The sequence below is a fragment of the Devosia yakushimensis genome, from assembly GCF_030159855.1.
Lineage (GTDB): Bacteria > Pseudomonadota > Alphaproteobacteria > Rhizobiales > Devosiaceae > Devosia > Devosia yakushimensis.
Map to the genome: position 1 here is coordinate 1,463,431 of NZ_BSNG01000001.1, position 19,904 is coordinate 1,483,334.

Genomic DNA, 19,904 nt, shown 5'->3' on the forward strand with positions numbered 1-19,904 from the left:
TCATGCTCGCTGACAAGGATCGCATTTTTACCAATCTCTATGGCCAGGGCGACTGGGGCCTTGAAGGCGCGCGGTCTCGCGGCGCCTGGGTCGGCACCAAGGAGTTTATCGACTCCGGGCGCGACTGGATCACCAATGAGGTCAAGGCGTCGGGCCTGCGTGGCCGTGGCGGGGCCGGGTTCCCCACCGCGCTCAAATGGACCTTCATGCCCAAGGTCAATGATGGCCGTCCGCATTACCTGCTGGTCAATGCCGACGAATCCGAGCCCGGCACCTGCAAGGACCGTGAAATCCTGCGCCACGATCCGCACCATCTGGTCGAAGGGTGCCTGCTGGCGGCCCGTGCCATGGATGCGCATCTGGCCTTTATCTATGTGCGCGGCGAATTCATCCGCGAGCGTCAGCATCTGGAACGCGCCGTCGAGGAGGCCTATGAGGCCAAGCTGATCGGCAAAGACAATATCCACGGCTGGGACCTGGACATCATCGTCCATCACGGCGCCGGCGCCTACATCTGCGGCGAAGAAACCGCGCTGATGGAGAGCCTAGAAGGCAAAAAGGGCCAGCCCCGCCTCAAGCCGCCATTCCCGGCCGGCATGGGCGTCTATGGCAACCCAACCACGGTGAACAACGTCGAGTCCATCGCCGTCGTGCCCGAAATCCTGCGCCGCTCGGGCGCCTGGTTCGCGTCCATCGGCCGTCCGAACAACCAGGGCACCAAGCTCTTCATGGTCTCGGGCCATGTGAACAAGCCTGCGACCTTCGAGGAAGCCCTGGGCGAAAGTTTCAAGGACATTATCGAAAAGCATTGCGGCGGCATCCGCGGCGGCTGGGATAATCTGCTCGCGGTCATTCCCGGCGGCGCATCGTGCCCCGTGGTGCGCGGCGAAGACATGATGGATGCCATCATGGATTTCGACGGGTTGCGCGAGAAGAAGTCGTCCTTCGGCACCGGCGGCATGATCATCATGGACAAGTCCACTGATATCGTGAAGGCGATCTGGCGTATTGCCGCCTTCTTCAAGCATGAAAGCTGCGGCCAGTGTACGCCCTGTCGCGAAGGCACCGGCTGGATGATGCGCGTGCTCGGCCGCATGGTCGAAGGCCGCGCCCAGAAGCGCGAAATCGACATGCTGTTCGCCGTGACCAAGCAGATCGAAGGCCACACCATCTGCGCCCTCGGCGACGCTGCCGCGTGGCCGGTGCAGGGCCTGATCCGCAATTTCCGCGACGTCATCGAGGCGCGGATTGACCAGTACACATATTCGTCCACCTCCGACGGCGCCGTGCCGTCGATTGCGGCGGAGTAAGGCTGATGGCAAATATCAAAGTCGACGGCCAGCTGGTCGAAGTTCCGGACTATTTCACGCTGATGCAGGCGGCCGAGGCCGCTGGCGCGGAAATCCCGCGCTTCTGCTATCACGAGCGCCTGTCGGTGGCTGGCAATTGCCGCATGTGCCTGGTCGAGGTGAAGGGCGGTCCGCCCAAGCCGCAGGCCTCTTGCGCCATGTCGGTCAAGGATTTGCGGCCCGGCCCCAATGGCGAGCCGCCTGAAATGTTCACCAACACGCCCATGGTCAAAAAGGCCCGCGAAGGCGTGATGGAATTCCTGCTGATCAACCATCCGCTCGATTGCCCGATCTGCGATCAGGGCGGGGAATGCGATCTGCAGGACCAGGCCATGGCCTATGGCGTGGACAAGAACCGTTTCGCCGAGAACAAGCGCGCCGTCGAGGACAAGTATATTGGCCCGCTGGTCAAAACCTCGATGAACCGCTGCATTCACTGCACGCGCTGCGTCCGCTTCACCACCGAAGTCGCCGGCATTGCCGAAATGGGGCTGCTAGGTCGCGGCGAAGACGCCGAGATCACCACCTATCTCGAAAAGGCATTGTCGAGCGAGCTGCAGGGCAATGTGATCGATCTGTGCCCGGTGGGCGCGCTGACCTCCAAGCCTTATGCTTTCAATGCCCGCCCGTGGGAATTGACCAAGACGGAATCCATCGACGTGATGGATGCAGTCGGTTCAGCCATTCGCGTCGATAGCCGTGGCCGCGAAGTCATGCGCGTGCTGCCGCGCATCAACGAGTCCATCAATGAAGAGTGGATTTCCGACAAGACCCGCTTCATCTGGGATGGCCTCAAGAGCCAGCGGCTCGATCGCCCCTATGTGCGGCGCAACAAGAGGCTGGGCGCCACCACCTGGGATGATGCATTCCAGACCGTTGCCAAGGCCCTCAAGAAGCCCGGCGCCCGTATTGGCGCCATCGCTGGCGATCTGGCCGGCGCCGAGGAGCTTTATGCGCTCAAGGCGCTGCTGGCCGCGCTCGGCTCGGGCAATGTCGATGCACGTCCCGCCGGTTCGGGCCTGTCGCCCGCCAATGGCCGCGCCTCCTATATCTTCAACCCGACCATTGCCGGGATCGAACAGGCCGACGCCATCCTGCTGATCGGCACCAATCCGCGCCGTGAAGCCGCTGTGCTCAATGCCCGCATCCGCAAGGTGTGGCGCGCCACGAGCCTGCCCATCGGCGTGATCGGGGAAGCAGCTGATCTCACCTATAGCTACACCCATCTCGGCGCCGGCAGTGATACGCTGGCTGATCTGGTGGCCGGCAATGGCGAATTCGCGCAGACTTGGGCCAAGGCCAAAAAGCCGCTGGTGATCGTGGGTGAAGGCGCCGCAACTGCCGACGTGCTGGCCGCCGCCGCCAAGCTCGCAACGGCCAATGCCGAAATCGAAGCCGGCTGGAATGGCTTTGCCGTGCTGCACAATGCCGCCGCCCGCGTCGGTGCTCTCGATGTTGGCTTCGTGCCGGCCAAGGGTGCTGCTGATACGGCCGCCATGCTGGCTGGCGGTGTCGATGTGCTGTTCCTGGTTGGGGCCGACGAAGTCGACATGACCCAGCTCGGCGAGACGCTCGTCGTCTATCTGGGCACCCATGGCGACAATGGCGCACATCGTGCCGACGTCATCCTGCCAGGCGCTGCTTACACTGAAAAGAGCGCCACCTATGTTAATACCGAGGGCCGCGTGCAGGTGACCAACCGCGCCGTGTTCCCGCCGGGCGATGCCAAGGAAGATTGGGCCATCATCCGCGCTCTATCGGCCGTGGCCGGACAGCCGCTGGCCTTCAACTCGCTGGCCCAGCTGCGGGCCGCCATGTATGCCGAATTCCCGCATCTGGCCCGCATCGACGCTATTGCCGAAGGCAAGGCTGCCGATATCGCGAAGCTGGCCAAGACCTCGCCCAAGGGCAAGAAGGCAGCATTCGTGTCGCCGGTGGCGGATTTCTATCTCAGCAATCCGATTGCCCGCGCATCCGCCGTCATGGGCGAATCCGCCGCTTTGGCCGCTGGCCTGCGCCAGGCAGCGGAGTAGGGGAGCATAATGGACTTTATCACTACCGCTCTCGACTACCTGCTGGGCATCCCGATCCTGGGATGGGGCATCCATGTCGGCCTCATCTACAAGACGCTGCTGCTGCTGGTCTGCCTGCTGGTTTTCACCGCCTTCATCCTGCTGGCTGACCGCAAGATCTGGGCTGCCGTGCAAATCCGTCGTGGCCCCAACGTGGTCGGCCCGTTCGGCCTGCTGCAGAGCTTTGCCGACCTGCTGAAATTCGCCCTTAAAGAAGCGATCATTCCGGCCGGCGCCGACAAGTTCCTGTTCCTCTTCGCCCCGCTGCTGACCGCGACCCTGGCGCTTGCCGCCTGGGCTGTGGTGCCGGTGGGCGAGGGGCTGGCCATCGCCAATATCAATCTTGGCGTGCTCTATATCTTCGCGATTTCCTCGCTGGGCGTTTATGGCGTCATCATCGGCGGCTGGGCTTCGAACTCGAAATATCCGTTTCTGGGTTCGCTCCGTTCCGCCGCGCAGATGGTCAGCTATGAAGTCTCTATCGGCCTCGTGATCATCACCGTGCTGCTCTGCGTCGGCTCGCTCAATCTCAGCGATATCGTGCGCGCCCAGTATGAAATGGGCCTCGCCCATATGATCGGCCTGCCGCAGTTGACGTTCCTGAACTGGTTCTGGCTGCCGCTCTTTCCGATGTTCATCGTGTTCTACATTTCGGCCCTGGCCGAAACGAACCGCCCGCCGTTCGATCTTCCCGAAGCCGAGTCCGAGCTGGTCGCCGGCTTCATGACCGAATATTCGGCCACGCCCTACATGCTGTTCATGCTGGGCGAGTACATCTCCATCCTGCTGATGTGCGCGCTCACCACGGTCCTGTTCCTGGGTGGTTGGACATCGCCGATCGATCTGCCGCCCTTCACCTGGATTCCGGGCGTCATCTGGTTCGTTCTCAAGCTCAGCGCGGTGTTCTTCATGTTCGCCATGGCCAAGTCCATCGTGCCGCGCTACCGCTACGATCAACTCATGCGCATTGGCTGGAAGCTGTTCCTGCCGCTGTCGCTGATCATGGTCGTCATCGTCGCTTTCGTGCTCCAGCTGACCGGCTGGGGCTGGCATGGAGGGGTCGCCTGATGCGTGTCGCCCAAGTCTTTAACACGCTGCTCCTCACCGAGCTGGTGTCGGGGTTCTTCCTCGGCATGCGCTACTTCTTTGCGCCCAAGCCGACCATCAACTACCCCTTCGAAAAGGGCCATATCAGCCCGCGCTTCCGGGGCGAGCACGCTTTGCGCCGCTATCCCAATGGCGAAGAGCGCTGCATTGCCTGCAAGCTGTGCGAAGCCATCTGTCCGGCCCAGGCCATCACCATCGAAGCCGGCCCGCGCCAGAATGACGGCACCCGCCGCACGGTGCGCTACGACATCGACATGGTGAAGTGCATCTATTGCGGCTTCTGCCAGGAAGCCTGCCCGGTCGACGCGATCGTGGAGGGCCCCAATTTCGAATTTGCGACCGAGACGCGCGAAGAGCTTTACTTCTCCAAGGAAAAGCTCCTGGCCAATGGCGATCGTTGGGAGCGTGAAATCTCTGCCAATCTCGCTGCCGACGCGCCCTACCGATAAGAGAGAAGAGCATGACCCTTCCACTGTTCTTCTTCTATGTGTTCTCGGCCATCGCCATCGCTTCGGCGGTGATGGTCATCTCGGCGCGCAATCCGGTGCATGCCGTGCTGTTCCTGATCCTGACCTTCTTCAATGCCGCAGGCCTGTTCATGCTGGCCGGCGCCGAGTTTTTGGCGCTGATCCTGATCGTGGTCTATGTCGGCGCGGTCGCCGTGCTGTTCCTCTTCGTCGTCATGATGCTCGACGTCGACTTCGCCGAAATGCGGCAGGGCTTCCTGCAATATGCACCCATCGGCGTGCTGGTCGGCGCCGTGCTGCTGCTCGAGCTGCTGCTGGTTGCCGGCAGCTTCGTGGTTTCTCCCGAAATTGCGGGTGCTGCCGCGCTGCCCATCGATGGCAGCATGGACAATATTCGGGCGCTGGGGCAAGTGCTCTACACGCGCTACGTCTTCCTGTTCCAGGGCGCCGGCGCCGTGCTGCTCGTGGCCATGATCGGGGCGATCGTCCTGACCCTGCGCCACAAGCCCAACGTCAAGCGGCAGAACCCGCTCGATCAGGTTGGGCGCAAGCCATCGGAGGCCGTCAAGGTCGTCAAAGTCAAAAGCGGTCAAGGGCTGTAGGAGGCAAATATGGGCTTGGGTATCGGGCTCGGTCACTACCTGACCGTAGCGGCAATTCTGTTCACGCTCGGCGTGTTCGGCATTTTTCTCAACCGCAAGAACGTCATCGTCATTCTGATGTCGGTGGAATTGATCCTGCTGGCCGTCAATTTGAACTTCGTCGCTTTCAGCGCGCAGCTCAATGACTTGCAGGGGCAGGTCTTCGCACTGCTGATCCTCACCGTGGCTGCCGCCGAGGCCGCCATCGGCCTGGCGATCCTGGTTATTTTCTATCGCAACCGCGGCTCCATCGCGGTTGAAGACGTCAACATGATGAAGGGCTAAGAACCTCCGCTATGATTCAAGCGATTGTTTTCCTGCCCCTTATCGGCGCGTTGATCGCCGGGCTGCTGGGGCGCACCATCGGGCACCGCCCCAGTGAGTACATCACCACGGGGCTCCTGCTGGTTGCTGCTGTCCTGTCCTGGGTTGTCTTCCTGCCGGTCGCCTTTGGCGGCGGGCTGGCTGGCGCTGTGACCGACGGCCACACGGCCGTGCTCAAGGTCGAGATCATGCGTTGGATCCAGGTCGGCGACATGGACCTGCGCTGGACGCTGCGCGTTGACACGCTCACCGCCATCATGCTGGTCGTGGTCAACACGGTCTCGAGCCTGGTGCATGTCTATTCCATCGGCTACATGGCAGACGATCCGCACCGCAACCGGTTCTTCGCCTATCTCTCGCTCTTCACCTTCGCCATGCTCATGCTGGTGACGGCCGACAACTTCCTGCAGATGTTCTTCGGCTGGGAAGGCGTGGGGCTGGCCTCCTATCTGCTGATCGGCTTCTGGTACACCAAGCCTTCGGCCAATGCGGCGGCGATGAAGGCATTCGTGGTCAACCGCGTGGGTGACTTCGGCTTCGCCCTGGGCATTTTCGGCGCCTTCATGGTGCTGGGCCACATCGATTTCGACGGCGCTTTCCATGCCGTGCCAGAAGCTGCGACCGCCACGATCCGCTTCCTGTCGTGGGACCTCCACGCCATGACCGTGGTCTGCCTGCTGCTGTTCATGGGTGCCATGGGCAAGTCGGCCCAGTTCCTACTGCACACCTGGCTGCCGGACGCCATGGAAGGCCCGACCCCCGTGTCGGCGCTGATCCATGCCGCTACCATGGTGACCGCTGGCGTGTTTATGGTCGCGCGCTTCTCGCCGCTGTTCGAGACCTCGCCAACGGCAATGACCGTCGTGCTGGTGATCGGCGCCATCACCGCCTTCTTCGCGGCAACGGTTGGCCTCGTGCAAAACGACATCAAGCGCGTCATCGCCTATTCGACCTGCTCGCAGCTCGGCTACATGTTCGTGGCGCTCGGGGCAGGGGCTTACTCGGCTGGTGTCTTCCACCTTTTCACGCACGCCTTCTTCAAGGCATTGCTGTTCCTGGGCGCCGGCGCTGTTATCCACGCCATGCACCATGAGCAGGACATGCGGAACATGGGCGGGCTGCGGCACAAGATTAAGATCACCTATGTCATGATGCTGATTGGTACGCTGGCGCTTACCGGCGTCGGTATTCCGGGTATTGACTTCTTCTGGACTGGTTTTGCCGGTTTCTATTCAAAGGATGCGATCATTGAAGCGGCCTATGCGGTCGGCGGCAATACCGGCATGTTTGCTTTCTGGCTGCTTGTCATCGCGGCTCTGTTCACCAGCTTCTACTCCTGGCGCCTGATCCACCTGACCTTCCACGGCACGCCGCGCCCGGCCGGTCACGGTCATGACGATCATGCCCATGACGATCATGCCCATGACGATCATGCGGCGCACGATGACCACGGCCATCACGATCATGGCTCGGCCTATGACCATGCCCACGAAGCGCCCAAGGTCATGCTGATCCCGCTTTATGTGCTGGCCTTCGGCGCAGTCGTTGCGGGCGCGGTGTTCTACGGCATGTTCTTCCACGATGTGGAGCATATCGAACACTTCTTCGCCGGCTCGCTCGTGGTCGATCACGAGATCATCGAAGCCGCTCACCATGTCCCGCTCTGGGTCAAGTGGAGCGCGACCATCTCGATGATCCTCGGCTTCGTTGCCGCCTGGTACATGTATATCCGCTCGCCCGAGACGCCCAAGCGCCTCGCTGCGCAGAACCCGGCGCTCTACCGGTTCCTGCTCAACAAGTGGTATTTCGACGAGCTGTACGACCGGATTTTCGTCAAGCCTGCGCTCTGGATCGGCCGTGCCGTCTGGAAGGGTTTCGATGACTGGCTGATCGATGAGAAGCTGACCGAGGGCCTTGGCCGTCGCGTGCAGAATGTGACCTCCTGGGCCACCAAGCTGCAGTCCGGCTACGTTTACCACTATGCCTTCGCCATGCTGATCGGCATTGCGGCGCTGTTGACCTGGGCCATCGTGGCCGGGGGACTGATCTGATGACCTTCGACAACACCATTCTGACGATCCTGACCTGGCTGCCACTCGTGGGCGCTGCGGTGCTGCTGTTCACGCCCAAAACCTCGCTCAGTGCCATCCGCTGGATTGCCCTTGGCGTGACGCTCATCGTGTTCGTGCTGTCGCTCGCCATGTGGCAGACATTCGATCCGTCCGATCCGGGCTTCCAGTTCGTCGTGAACAATGCCTGGATCGGCGACACTATCGGCTATCGCGTCGGCGTCGACGGCATTTCGGTGCTGTTCGTGGTGCTGACCGCCTTGCTGATGCCATTCGCGATCCTGGCCAGTTGGGAATCCATCGACACCCGCGTCAAGGAATACATGATCGTATTCCTGATCCTGGAAACCCTGATGATCGGCGTGTTCACCACGCTCGATCTGGCCATGTTCTACGTGTTCTTCGAAGGCACGCTGCTGCCGATGTTCCTGATCATCGGTATCTGGGGCGGCGCGGCCCGTATCCAGGCCAGCTACAAGTTCTTCTTCTACACCTTCACCGGCTCGGTGCTGATGCTGCTGGCCATCATGGCCATGTATTGGAATGGCGGCACAACCGACATCACCAAGCTGCTGACCCACGAATTCCCGCAAAGCATGCAGCCCTGGCTGTGGTGGGCCTTCTTCGCCTCGCTGGCGGTCAAAATGCCGATGTGGCCGTTCCATCGCTGGCTGCCCGAAGCCCACGTGCAGGCGCCGACCGCCGGCTCGGTGATCCTGGCCGCCATCCTGCTCAAGCTGGGCGGCTACGGTTTCCTCCGCTTCAGCCTACCCATGTTCCCCGACGCTTCGGCGCAGTTCGCCAATATCGTCTTCTTCCTTTCGGTCGCCGCCATCATTCTGACCTCGCTGGTCGCTCTGGTGCAGACCGATATCAAGAAGCTGATCGCCTATTCGTCCGTGGCGCATATGGGCTTTGTCACCATGGGTATCTTTGCCGGCAATGCGCTCGGCATCCAGGGTGCGATGTTCCAGATGATCTCGCATGGCATCGTCTCCGGCGCGCTCTTCCTGTGCGTCGGTGTCATCTATGACCGCATGCATACCCGCGATATCGAAGCCTATGGGGGCCTGGTCGAGCGCATGCCGCGCTATGCCTTCGCCTTTATGGTCTTCACCATGGCCAATGTCGGTCTGCCCGGCACGTCCGGCTTTGTCGGCGAATTCCTGACCATGATCGGTGTGTTCCAGGTCAATACCTGGGTCGCCTTCGGCGCAGCTTTCGGCGTGATCTTCTCGGCGTGCTACGCTCTGTGGCTCTATCGCCGGGTGATTTTCGGCGCACTGACCAAGGACAGCCTCAAGGCCATTCTCGATCTCAACCTGCGCGAAAAGATCATTCTCTATCCGTTGATCGTGCTGACCATCGTCTTCGGCTTCTATCCCTCGCCGATCCTCGATACCACAGCCGCCGCGGTCGACAATCTGGTCACCCACTACGCTACGGCGGTCGGCCTTGACCCCGCCGTTGCCTTGGCCGACGCGCAAGCGCCACTCGAACATGCCGACCCGGCGACCGCTGCAGAGCCGGCCGCCGAGCCTGCTGCCCACTAGGAGAGTCCCGTGAACTCTGACGTTATCGATTTCGCGAGCCTGGCTCCTGCCTATCCCGAAATGCTGCTGGCAATCGGCGCGATCGTGCTGCTGCTGGTTGGCGTGGCAATCAACAAAGAACGCTCGCCGCTGGTTTCCTACTTGTCGGTGGTCCTGCTGGCTGTCGTGGCCCTTTTGGTCATGTTCCAACCGGTCGACGGCGTGATCTTCAACGGCGTATTCATTGCTGACAGCTTCGCGCGCTACATGAAGGTGCTGGTGCTGGGCGGTTCGGCCTTTGCGCTTATGCTCTCGCTGCCCAATGCGTTGGAGAATGGCACGCACAAGTTCGAATATGCTATCCTCGTCCTGCTGGCCACGCTCGGCATGATGATGATGGTTTCGGCCAACGATCTGATGAGCCTCTATATCGGCATCGAGCTGCAATCCCTGGCGCTCTATGTGCTTGCGGCCATTAAGCGCGATGACAGCAAGGCGACCGAAGCGGGCCTCAAGTACTTTGTGCTCGGTGCCTTGTCCTCGGGCATGCTGCTCTATGGCGCTTCCTTCCTCTATGGCTTCACCGGTCATACCAATCTGCAGGAAATCGTCATTGCCATCGCCAATGAAGGCCGCTCCATCGGTCTGATCTTCGGCGTAGTGTTCCTGCTCGCTGGCATCGCCTTCAAGATTTCGGCCGTGCCGTTCCATATGTGGACGCCCGACGTCTATGAAGGCGCGCCGACCCCGGTAACGGCCTTCTTCGCCACGGCGCCAAAAGTGGCGGCGATGACGCTGATGGTCCGCCTGGTGATGGATACGTTCGCGCCCATCTCCCATGACTGGCAGCAGATCGTGATTTTCCTCTCGATCGCCTCCATGGTGCTGGCCGCCTTCGCCGCTATCGGCCAGAAGTCAATCAAGCGCCTGATCGCCTATTCCTCCATCGGCCATGTTGGCTTTGCCCTGGTGGGCCTCTCCTCCGGCACCCAGGTGGGCGTCGAGGGCGTGGCGATCTACATGGCCATCTATGTCGCCATGACGGTGGGCCTGTTTGCCTGCATTCTCTCGCTGCGCAGCGAAGAGGGCTATGTCGAAAATATCGATGAGCTGGCTGGCGCGGCCCAGACTCGGCCGTTCGTGGCCGCCATCATGGCCATCCTGATGTTCTCGCTGATCGGCATGCCGCCACTGGCGGGGTTCTTCGCCAAGTGGCACGCCTTCCTCGCCGCAATCGACGCCCAGCTCTATGTGCTGGCGGTGATCGGCGTGCTGGCTTCGGCCGTCAGCGCCTTCTACTATCTGCGCGTGGTCAAGGTGATGTATTTCGACGAACCGGTCCGCAAGTTCGCAGTCGTTCCGGCGGAGCTCAACATCATCATGGCCGTCAGCGGCTTCCTCATCGTCACCTATTACTTCACGGTCGGTAGCCCGCTGGCAAATGCCGCGCATACCGCCGCGGGAAGCCTGTTCTAGGTGGCGGATTTCTCACTGGGTTCAAAAGCGCGCGCGGCCGGATATCGGCTGCGCGCGTTTGACTCGATCGGCTCCACCACCGCAGAGGCCGTGGCTGCAGCCGCAGCCGGCGATGCCGGCGGCATCTGGTTTGTGGCTACAGAGCAAACCGCAGGCCGTGGCCGGCGGGGCAGGGTCTGGGTGCATACACCGGGCAATCTGGCGGCAACGCTGCTGATCGTCCCTGACGCTGACCCGGCTTTGGCCGCAACCTTGGGCTTTGTGGCTGGTGTCGCCATCGGCGCGGCGCTCGACGCGGTATTGCCCGCCGGGACGGTCAAAATCGGCCTTGACGGCGCTGACGGGCTCGGCGGCAGGAGCCGCGTGGCCCTCAAATGGCCCAATGACGTTTTGGCCGATGGCGCCAAGCTGGTCGGTATTGGCCTGGAAGCAACCAAGCGGGACGATGGCCGCCACGCCATTGCCATCGGCATCGGCGTCAATGTTGTTGCGGCGCCAACTGATTTGCCCTATCCGGCCACCAGCCTTGCCGAACTCGGCGTCACGCGCTCGGCGCAGGATGTGTTCGAGGCGTTGAGCGATGCCTGGGTGGAAGCCTTCCGTCTGTGGGACGACGGTCGCGGCATTGGCGACGTGCTCAAGCGTTGGCGCGCTTCCGCTGCCGGCATTGGCGCCGAGGTGGCCGTCAACCAGAACGGCGCCATCGTACGCGGGATTTTTGAAACAATCGATGACGCGGGGCGACTGATCGTCCGCGCCAATGATGATAGTCGCATCGCGATAACGGCGGGCGACGTGCATTTTGGGGCAACGGCCAGCGCCCGAAGCTGACCATCACTATAGCGCGGCGACCGGCAACCAAAGTTGCGACCGGCGCCGTGCGCGAAAGGACTAAACTGACCCATGGCTAAAACCCAAAGGGATGAACTCGTCTTTGTGCCGCTTGGCGGCGTCGGCGAGATCGGCATGAATATGGGCGCTTATGGCTTCGGCCCCGAGCGCTCGCGCAAATGGATTGTCGTCGATTGCGGCGTCAGCTTCGGCGGGCCCGACCTGCCGGGGATCGAACTGATCATGGCCAATCCCGAATTTCTCGAGGAGCGCGCCGATGACGTGCTTGCCCTGATCCTCACTCACAGCCACGAAGACCATTATGGTGCCGTGCTCGACCTCTGGCCGGGCTTTGAGAAGCCCGTCTACGCCACGCCCTTCACTTCCGCCATGCTGGCCGCCAAGCGGGCAGGGGATGGCATTGTCGAAAATGTCGACATCACCATCATGCGTCCGGGCAAGCCCTTCACCGTCGGCCCCTTCACCATCGAAGCGATCAACGTGGCCCACTCGATCCCCGAGTCTAACGGCCTGCTGATCTCGACCCCCGTTGGTCGCGCCCTGCATACCGGCGACTGGAAGCTCGATCCGACGCCCGTCGGCAATGCGCCCACCGATGTCGCGCGCCTGCAGGCCATCGGCCAGGATCGCACCACACCTTTGGCGCTGATCTGCGACTCCACCAATGCCATGAAGGACGGCGAAAGCCCCAGCGAAGCCGACGTTGCCGCAACGCTCGCTGCCCTCATCGCCGAGGCCCCGCACCGTGTCGCCGTCACCACCTTCGCGTCCAATGTTGGCCGCGTCATCTCCATTGTCCGCGCCGCGCACAAGGCCGGCCGGCAGGTGGTCATGTCCGGCCGCTCGCTGCACCGCATCACCGGCATTGCCCGCGAACTGGGCATGCTCGAAGGCCTGCCGCCACTGCTCGACCAGGACGCCTATAAGAGCGTGCCGCGCGACAAATGTGTGCTGATCTGCACCGGCAGCCAGGGCGAGGCGCGCGCCGCCATCGCCCGCATCGCCCGAGGGGATCATCCGGTGATCGACCTCAATGCCGGCGACCGCATGATTTTCTCGTCCTGGGCCATTCCGGGCAATGAGCGCGAAGTCATCGATATCCAGAACCTGCTGATCGACAAGGGCATCGAGATCATCACGCAGAAGGATGGCCTGGTCCACGTCACCGGCCACCCCCGCCGCGATGAGCTGCGCAAGCTCTACGAATGGACCAAGCCGGACGTGCTGGTGCCGGTGCATGGCGAAGCCATGCATCTCGATGCCCATGCCAAGCTCGGCCGCGAAGCCGGCATTGCCGATGTCTGCGAGGCCCGCAATGGCGATCTGGTGCGGCTTTTCCCCGAGCCGATGGCTTTCCCCGCTGAAGTGCGCACCGGTGAGCTCTATCTCGACGGCCTGGTGCTCTGCACCCCGGAGGAAAGCGGCGTAAAAGGCCGTCGGCGCCTGTCCTTCGGCGGCCATATAGTGGTCAGCCTTTGTGTAAACGGCGCGGGTCATGTCGTTTCCGGCCCCGATCTGGTGATCGAAGGGCTGCCCGAGACCGAGGATGAATCGGTCTCCGAGCTGATCGAAGACACCATCGCAGGCGTACTCAAATCGGTACCGCCGAAGCGCCGCAGCGATACCGAGGTGCTGAACTCCGCCCTGTTCAAGGGCATCCGCAACGAGGTCAATGCCTATTGGGGGCGTAAGCCCAACGTCTCGGTCTTCGTCCACCGGGTCTGATCGCCCGAGACGGAATGTCCCACCGGCAGTTCGCCGGATGGGCTGTCGGAACAGCGAGGGTGGCGCTATTGTCAGCGCCACGCTCTCGCCTTCGGGGCAGGTGCCCGCTAAGGACCTTCAAATGCAAATTGGCTCGATGCTTGCCGTATTCTTCGTCATCTGGTGGCTGTCTTTTGTCGCCGTGCTGCCGATCGGCAATCAGAGCCAGGCCGAAGCAGGGACCGAGATTGTCGCCGGTACCGATCCAGGAGCGCCTGTCAGCCCGCGGCTTTGGCGCAAGGTGGGGCTGGCGACACTCGTCGCCATCATCTTTACCGGTCTGCTGCTCTGGGGCCTGAGCAATGAGACGCTGCATCACTATTGGAATCGCTAGGAGCGTTTCCAACAAAAGTGGCAACGGTTTTGCGGTTCGGAAACGCGACAAAGCAAGGAATCTAGCGACGCGCCTTGCCGCTGGCGTGAACATGCGCCATGACGAGCGCTGCCTCCAGGTCGGCCTCGTTGGCTTTGGCCAGGATTATGGTCGTCCAGCCCTTGCGGCCCCAGGCATTGTTGATCGGTTGAAAGATATTGGGCGCGAGCTGGCATTTGAACTCCTGCTCATCCGGGGTCAGCGCCAGATTGGCCGTCAACCCGTCGGCCGCCAGCGTCACAAAGATGCGATCCACCTTGAAAGCGGCTCGGTCGAAATGCGGCGCCTCTGTCGTGCCCGGCAGCGCCATTGCCAATCGTCTTAAATCCGCTGCCAAGGCCATTTTCCGAGGTCCGATCTGCCTGAGAAAACAAAAAAGCGGGGCACAAGGCCCCGCTGGATTGAGTTTGTTCGACAATACGCTGGTCTTAGGCGCGCTCTGAAGCGGCTGCCAACGCTCCTCCCTTGACGTTGTCGACGTCCGGCGGTTCAACCGCCTTTGTTTTATTGGCAGGGACCCTAACAACTTGTCCCATAGCTGTCACCTAGATTCTGCATGCCATCCATGCTTGCATCGGATGGACGAGTAGGATTTCAGTGGGCATCAAGAAGACCCTTGAGTCGATACTTTTGTGGAGCGGAAATGCGCCTGTCTCGTTATTTTTTGCCGGTGCTGCGGGACGTTCCCAAGGAAGCCGAAATCGCCTCTCATCGTCTGATGCTGCGGGCCGGTATGATCCGGCAGCAAGCCTCGGGCCTCTATTCCTGGCTGCCGCTCGGCTACAAGGTGCTGATGAAGGTCAAGGCCATCATCGAGGAGGAGCAGAACCGCTCCGGCGCGATCGAATTGCTCATGCCCACCATCCAGTCGGCCGATCTCTGGCGCGAAAGCGGGCGCTATGACGCCTATGGCAAGGAAATGCTGCGCATTGAGGACCGGAACGAGCGCGAATTCCTCTATGGTCCCACCAATGAAGAGGTCATCACCGACATCTTCCGGACCTATGTGAAATCCTACAAGGACCTGCCGCTCAACCTCTACCACATCCAGTGGAAGTTCCGTGACGAGCTGCGTCCGCGCTTTGGCACCATGCGCTCGAGAGAATTCCTGATGAAGGATGCCTATTCCTTCGATCTGGACAAGGACGCAGCGGTAAAGGCATACGAACGCATGTTCGTGGCCTATCTGCGCACTTATGCCCGTATGGGGCTGACGGCCATTCCCATGCGCGCCGATACCGGCCCCATTGGCGGTGACCTCAGCCACGAATTCATCATTCTGGCCGATACGGGCGAAAGCGCGGTGTTCTGTCATCGCGACCTGCTGGAAAAGCCCATTCCGTCCAAGGACACCGATTTCCGTGGCGACCTGAAGCCCATTGTCGACGACTGGACCTCGCTCTATGCCGCGACCGAAGAAATGGTCGACGAGGCTGCCTATGAAGCCGCGGTCCCCGAGGACAAGCGGGTTTCTGCGCGCGGCATCGAAGTCGGCCATATTTTCTACTTCGGCACCAAGTATTCCGAACCCATGAAGGCCACCGTCACCGGCCAGGATGGCAAGGAAACCACAGTGCATATGGGCTCTTACGGCGTCGGTCTGACGCGCGTGGTTCCAGCCATTATCGAGGCATTCCACGACGACGCCGGCATTGTCTGGCCGGTTTCGGTGGCGCCGTTCGAAGCTGTGCTGATCAACCTCAAGGCGGGAGATGCCGAATGCGACGCGGCTTGCGACAAGCTCTATGGCGAGCTGTCGGCGGCAGGTCTCGACATGCTCTATGACGATCGCGACCAGCCGGCTGGCTCCAAATTCGCCACTGCCGACCTCGTTGGCATCCCCTACCAGATCATCCTGGGGCCGCGCGGGCTCAAGGCTGGTGAGGCCGAAATCAAGCACCGCAAGAGTGGCGAGCGTGAAACGCTGCCGATCGCCGACGCCGTCGCGCGTCTCAAGGCGCTGATCGAACCGCAAAGAAAGACTGACATTTGACCGATCTGGGGCAGCCGGCGCTCAACAAGGGCACCAAGCCTTTCTCCCGCTTTGAATGGATGATTGCCGGCCGCTATCTGCGCGCCCGCCGCAAGGAGGCGTTCATTTCGGTGATCGCCAGCCTCACCATGGTGGGCGTCGCCATCGGCGTGGCGACGCTCATCGTCGTCATGTCGGTGATGAATGGGTTCCGCGGTGAGCTGCTGACCAAGATTCTCGGGCTCAATGGCCATTTCACGGCCTACCCAATCGAGCGGGAATTCACCGACTACAAGGAGACCGTCGCCGGCCTCCAGGACATTCCAGGCGTCTCCTTTGCCGTCTATTTCGTCGAGGGCCAGGTGCTGGCCTCGGGCCGGGGCAATTCCACCGGCGTCACCGTGCGCGGCATGGACGAGGAGAATATCAAGAAACTCAAGCTGCTCTATGGCGCTGCAAGCCAGGGTGGCTGGGACAATTGGGATAGCTCGAACGGCATTGCCATCGGCTATCGGCTGGCCCAGACGCTGGGCGTGTCGCTGGGTGATCAGGTCCAGATCATCAACCCCGACGGGGCGATGACGCCCTTCGGTTCGACGCCGCAGATCCGCTCCTACCCGGTCACGGTGATCTTCGATCTGGGCATGGTCGAGTTCGACAGCTTCTTCATGTATATGCCGATCGAGCCGGCGCAGGATTATTTCAAGCTCTATGAAGACGTATTGAAGCCGGGCCAGAAGCCGCTCGACCCCATGGCAACCGATGAGGAAATCGATGCGGCCTATCAGCGTGTCGGCCAGGCCTCGGCCGCCGAAGTCTTCATCGATGATCCCGACAATATCACGGTCATGCGGCAGCGTATTGAGAGCAATCCGAACACCCGCCCACTCGTGCTGACCGATTGGCAGCAGCGCAATGAGACCTTCTTTTCTGCGCTGCAGGTGGAGCGGGTGGTGATGTTTACGATCCTCTCCATGATCATCCTCGTGGCGGCCTTCAACATCATCTCCAGCCTCATCATGCTGGTGAAGGACAAGAGTTCGGATATCGCGGTGCTGCGAACGATGGGCGCCACCCGGGGTTCAATCATGCGGATTTTTTCGATTACCGGTACCACGATCGGGTTTGTCGGAACCCTGGCGGGCCTTGTGCTGGGTCTCATCGTGTCCGCCAATGCCGAACCGCTGCGAGCCTTCGTTTCCAATACACTGGGTGTGGCCATTTTCCCGCCCGAGCTGTTCTACCTGTCCTCGCTGCCTTCCAAGACCGATCCCGTCGAAGTGACGGTCGTTGTTGGCCTGGCCTTGGGGCTCAGTTTCCTGGCCACGCTTTACCCCGCCTGGCGCGCCGCCCAGTATGATCCAGTAGAGGCCCTGCGTTATGAGTAAGCCACATCTGGTTTTGACTGGCGTTCACCGTCACTACGGGGAAGGCGACACAATCGTTCGCGTGCTCGAGGCGGCCAATCTGACCGTGCAGAGCGGTGAGATGGTCGCCCTGGTCGCGCCGTCCGGTGCGGGTAAATCAACGCTACTGCACCTCTCAGGGCTGCTGGAAAGCCCGCAGGGCGGCGAAGTGGAGATTACCGGCGTCAAGACGAGCAAGCTGGGTGACCGCGGCCGTACGCAGCTGCGCCGGTCGACAGTGGGCTATGTCTACCAGTTTCATCACCTGTTGCCCGAATTCACTGCGCTCGAAAACGTCACCATGCCCCAGCTCATTGCCGGCAAGCCTCAGGCTGAGGCCGATAGGCGGTCGATGGAGCTGCTCGATCTGCTTGGCGTCGGGCAGCGGGCCTCCCACCGGCCGGCGGAGCTGTCGGGTGGCGAGCAGCAACGCGTGGCCATCGCCCGGGCGGCCGCCAACCGGCCCAAGGTGATCCTGGCCGACGAGCCGACGGGCAATCTCGATCCGGAAACCAGCGACCTGGTGTTCGCCGCCTTGGGCAGTCTGATCAAATCAGAGGGGGCCGCGGCCCTGATTGCCACGCATAATCACGACCTTGCCCGCAAGGCCGATCGCATCGTCACCCTACGAAATGGTCTCGTCGTCGATCATTCTTTGTGATTATTGAACCGATTTGCCATTGGGCGCATTCTTCCTTGGTGGAGGAACACGCCCATGGCTCTGCTGATGATCATCGCCATCACGGCAATTCTGGCGACTTTGACCGTCGTCCGTCGCCCTAATTAATCCAAGTAGACCTTATCAAGTAGACCTCATGGTGAGCTCGTCGAACCACGAGGTCGTGCCCTGACGACATGCCCCGTCCTTCGGCAGGCTCAGGATGAGGTCTACTTGCTACTTCGGCTAGAGCGCTGCGGCGATGTCCTTGGCCAAGGCGATAAGCTCGGCATCATCGGCCTTGCCGCCGGCATGAGCGCCCAGCGGTACGCCGTCATAGGCCGGAATGACGTGAAAATGCAGGTGGAACACCGTCTGCCCGGCGGGCGCTTCGTTGAACTGCGCGACACGCACGCCATCCGCCCCCGTTACGGCCTTGGCGGCCCTGGCCACGCGCTGCACCAGGGGAATGACGGCAGCTAGCGTCGCAGGGTCTGCGTCCAGCAAATTGCGTGACGCAGCCTTGGGAACAATCAGCGTGTGACCGCGGGACTGGGGGAAGATGTCCATCATCACCAGGGCTGTGTCGTCTTCATAGACCTTGTGCGCCGGCAGCTCGCCGCGCAGGATTTTGCCGAAGATGTTGGACGGGTCGTAGGTCATGGTTCACTCCGCCGGCTTGAGCTGATCCGGCTGGCCCTTCTGGAAAAAACGAAAGCGGAAATAATTGAGGACGGCGAGGCCGGTAAAGGTCACCGGCACATATTTGAAACTCCGCCGGATGAAGAACAAGGCGATATTGACTGCCGTTTCCGCGCTCATCGCGCCTTTGCCCATGGCAGAGGTGAAGGAAGAGGGGACGATATGGCGATAGATCAGCGCGTCGGAACGGTAATAGTCGAGCGCTTGGGCCGCAAAGGCCCGCTTGGAGGCCGAATAGGCCTTGAGTTCCTCCAGGCCCATATCGCCATGGAATTCCACTTCTGATCCCAGTGCCCACACTTCGGGTGGCGTCAGCCGGGTCTTGCCGATTTCGGTAAAGAGCTCGGTGAGGTCGCGGAACGTCACGAAATTGGCGTTCCAGCAATCGTCCGTCTTGGCGCCGTGTGCCAGGACGAGCACATCGGCACGCTCCAGCTTCTGCCGCATTCCATCGTAACTGCCGGCCGAAAAATCTACACCAGATTTGGCGGTTTCGACTATGCCGCCCAGCTTTTGGAGCTTTGCCACCATGGCCGAGCCGAATGCGCCCGATGCTCCGGTAACGAGGAAACGCCGGCCCTCGATCTGGCAACCGGTGCCGAAGATCAAGTCGAATGCATTGGTGAAGGACGAGAAAAAGTTGTGCGGATAGACGTGGTGCATGGCGTGGTAATTATTGTCCACCCACAGCAGCCCTTGCTGGCCGCCGACGCGGTCCATCGACATATGGTTGTAGTCCAGCCCTTCTTCCTTGAGCGTCAGCACCAGCATGATGGTGCGGATCGCGGCCACCAGGGCAATTGGAGGCCAGGGGAATACCAAAAGGAAAATGAGCGTGCCGGCCATCGAGGTGAGGTATTCGGGCAGCACGTGGAACCAGATATTCTGCCTGGCATAGGCAGGGTTGATCTGCATATCGAGGCCAAGGAACTTGTGATGGACCCAATGCCATGACGAGAGCACGCGCAGCAGCTTGAAGCGCGACTTTTCCCATTTGTGCAGGGTCCAGTGCAGCGCATCGAACAGCGCCGTCGAAACGACGAACACCAGGGCGGTTTGTAAGGCAAAAACGACGATATCCCAGATCATGGCATCCTACATATCGGCCAGGGCCGGTCGATGGAAGTGGCGATAGCGCCA

General features: G+C 61.3%; 18 protein-coding genes. 15 read left to right on the forward strand and 3 right to left on the reverse strand.

The annotated features are described in order from the left end of the window. Nucleotides 1–2 precede the first annotated feature (2 nt). The 12 genes from nuoF (at nt 3) to QQL79_RS07305 (ending at nt 13,987) form a co-directional block, all read left to right on the forward strand. On the forward strand, nt 3–1,310 hold the full coding sequence (nuoF, locus tag QQL79_RS07250) for an NADH-quinone oxidoreductase subunit NuoF (RefSeq protein WP_284389373.1): 1,308 nt from the start codon (nt 3–5) through the stop codon (nt 1,308–1,310). 5 nt (nt 1,311–1,315) lie between these two features. Further along, nucleotides 1,316–3,382 (forward strand): NADH-quinone oxidoreductase subunit NuoG, encoded by a 2,067-nt coding sequence (gene nuoG, locus QQL79_RS07255; RefSeq protein ID WP_284389375.1) that lies wholly within the window; start codon nt 1,316–1,318, stop codon nt 3,380–3,382. A gap of 9 nt (nt 3,383–3,391) precedes the next feature. Further along, entirely contained in the window at nt 3,392–4,489 is a 1,098-nt protein-coding gene (gene nuoH, locus QQL79_RS07260) for an NADH-quinone oxidoreductase subunit NuoH (protein ID WP_284389377.1), read from the forward strand. Then, the gene (nuoI, locus tag QQL79_RS07265) at nt 4,489–4,977 is read left to right on the forward strand and encodes an NADH-quinone oxidoreductase subunit NuoI (RefSeq protein WP_284389379.1); all 489 of its coding nucleotides are present in this window, start codon (nt 4,489–4,491) and stop codon (nt 4,975–4,977) included. The genes nuoH and nuoI overlap by 1 nt, the downstream gene beginning before the upstream one ends. An 11-nt stretch (nt 4,978–4,988) precedes the next feature. Continuing rightward, a complete protein-coding gene (locus QQL79_RS07270; RefSeq protein ID WP_284389381.1) occupies nt 4,989–5,597 on the forward strand; it encodes an NADH-quinone oxidoreductase subunit J in 609 nt (202 codons plus the stop codon). A gap of 15 nt (nt 5,598–5,612) precedes the next feature. Then, nucleotides 5,613–5,921 carry an NADH-quinone oxidoreductase subunit NuoK gene (gene nuoK, locus QQL79_RS07275; RefSeq protein ID WP_035097048.1) on the forward strand — a complete coding sequence of 103 codons (309 nt, stop codon included), beginning with the start codon at nt 5,613–5,615 and terminating at the stop codon, nt 5,919–5,921. Between the two features lie 11 nt (nt 5,922–5,932). Beyond that, on the forward strand, nt 5,933–8,011 hold the full coding sequence (gene nuoL / locus QQL79_RS07280) for an NADH-quinone oxidoreductase subunit L (protein WP_284389383.1): 2,079 nt from the start codon (nt 5,933–5,935) through the stop codon (nt 8,009–8,011). Further along, entirely contained in the window at nt 8,011–9,582 is a 1,572-nt protein-coding gene (locus tag QQL79_RS07285) for an NADH-quinone oxidoreductase subunit M (protein ID WP_284389385.1), read from the forward strand. Before nuoL ends, QQL79_RS07285 begins: the two co-directional genes overlap by 1 nt. Before the next feature lie 9 nt (nt 9,583–9,591). Then, a complete protein-coding gene (gene nuoN / locus QQL79_RS07290) occupies nt 9,592–11,037 on the forward strand; it encodes an NADH-quinone oxidoreductase subunit NuoN (RefSeq protein ID WP_284389387.1) in 1,446 nt (481 codons plus the stop codon). Next, on the forward strand, nt 11,038–11,868 hold the full coding sequence (locus QQL79_RS07295) for a biotin--[acetyl-CoA-carboxylase] ligase (RefSeq protein WP_284389392.1): 831 nt from the start codon (nt 11,038–11,040) through the stop codon (nt 11,866–11,868). 72 nt (nt 11,869–11,940) lie between these two features. After that, nucleotides 11,941–13,614 (forward strand): ribonuclease J, encoded by a 1,674-nt coding sequence (locus QQL79_RS07300; protein ID WP_284389394.1) that lies wholly within the window; start codon nt 11,941–11,943, stop codon nt 13,612–13,614. Between the two features lie 121 nt (nt 13,615–13,735). Next, a complete protein-coding gene (locus QQL79_RS07305) occupies nt 13,736–13,987 on the forward strand; it encodes a DUF1467 family protein (RefSeq protein WP_284389396.1) in 252 nt (83 codons plus the stop codon). Between the two features lie 61 nt (nt 13,988–14,048). Here the strand turns inward: QQL79_RS07305 and QQL79_RS07310 are convergent, their stop codons facing one another. Next, the gene (locus QQL79_RS07310; RefSeq protein ID WP_284389398.1) at nt 14,049–14,369 is read right to left on the reverse strand and encodes an MmcQ/YjbR family DNA-binding protein; all 321 of its coding nucleotides are present in this window, start codon (nt 14,367–14,369) and stop codon (nt 14,049–14,051) included. Nucleotides 14,370–14,669: 300 nt separating this feature from the next. Between QQL79_RS07310 and proS the strand changes: the two genes are divergently transcribed. From proS to QQL79_RS07325, 3 genes are read left to right on the forward strand one after another with little or no spacing between them, the layout of a single operon-like run. Then, on the forward strand, nt 14,670–16,019 hold the full coding sequence (proS, locus tag QQL79_RS07315; protein WP_284389400.1) for a proline--tRNA ligase: 1,350 nt from the start codon (nt 14,670–14,672) through the stop codon (nt 16,017–16,019). Then, entirely contained in the window at nt 16,016–17,386 is a 1,371-nt protein-coding gene (locus tag QQL79_RS07320; RefSeq protein WP_370461186.1) for an ABC transporter permease, read from the forward strand. The genes proS and QQL79_RS07320 overlap by 4 nt, the downstream gene beginning before the upstream one ends. Then, a complete protein-coding gene (locus QQL79_RS07325) occupies nt 17,379–18,065 on the forward strand; it encodes an ABC transporter ATP-binding protein (protein WP_284389402.1) in 687 nt (228 codons plus the stop codon). The genes QQL79_RS07320 and QQL79_RS07325 overlap by 8 nt, the downstream gene beginning before the upstream one ends. A gap of 243 nt (nt 18,066–18,308) precedes the next feature. Here the strand turns inward: QQL79_RS07325 and QQL79_RS07330 are convergent, their stop codons facing one another. Together QQL79_RS07330 and QQL79_RS07335 are read right to left on the reverse strand one after the other, a co-directional pair. After that, nucleotides 18,309–18,725, reverse strand: coding sequence for an HIT family protein (locus QQL79_RS07330; RefSeq protein ID WP_284389404.1), 417 nt, complete (start codon nt 18,723–18,725; stop codon nt 18,309–18,311). A gap of 3 nt (nt 18,726–18,728) precedes the next feature. Next, nucleotides 18,729–19,853 carry a hypothetical protein gene (locus QQL79_RS07335; RefSeq protein ID WP_284389406.1) on the reverse strand — a complete coding sequence of 375 codons (1,125 nt, stop codon included), beginning with the start codon at nt 19,851–19,853 and terminating at the stop codon, nt 18,729–18,731. Between the last annotated feature and the right edge of the window lie 51 nt (nt 19,854–19,904).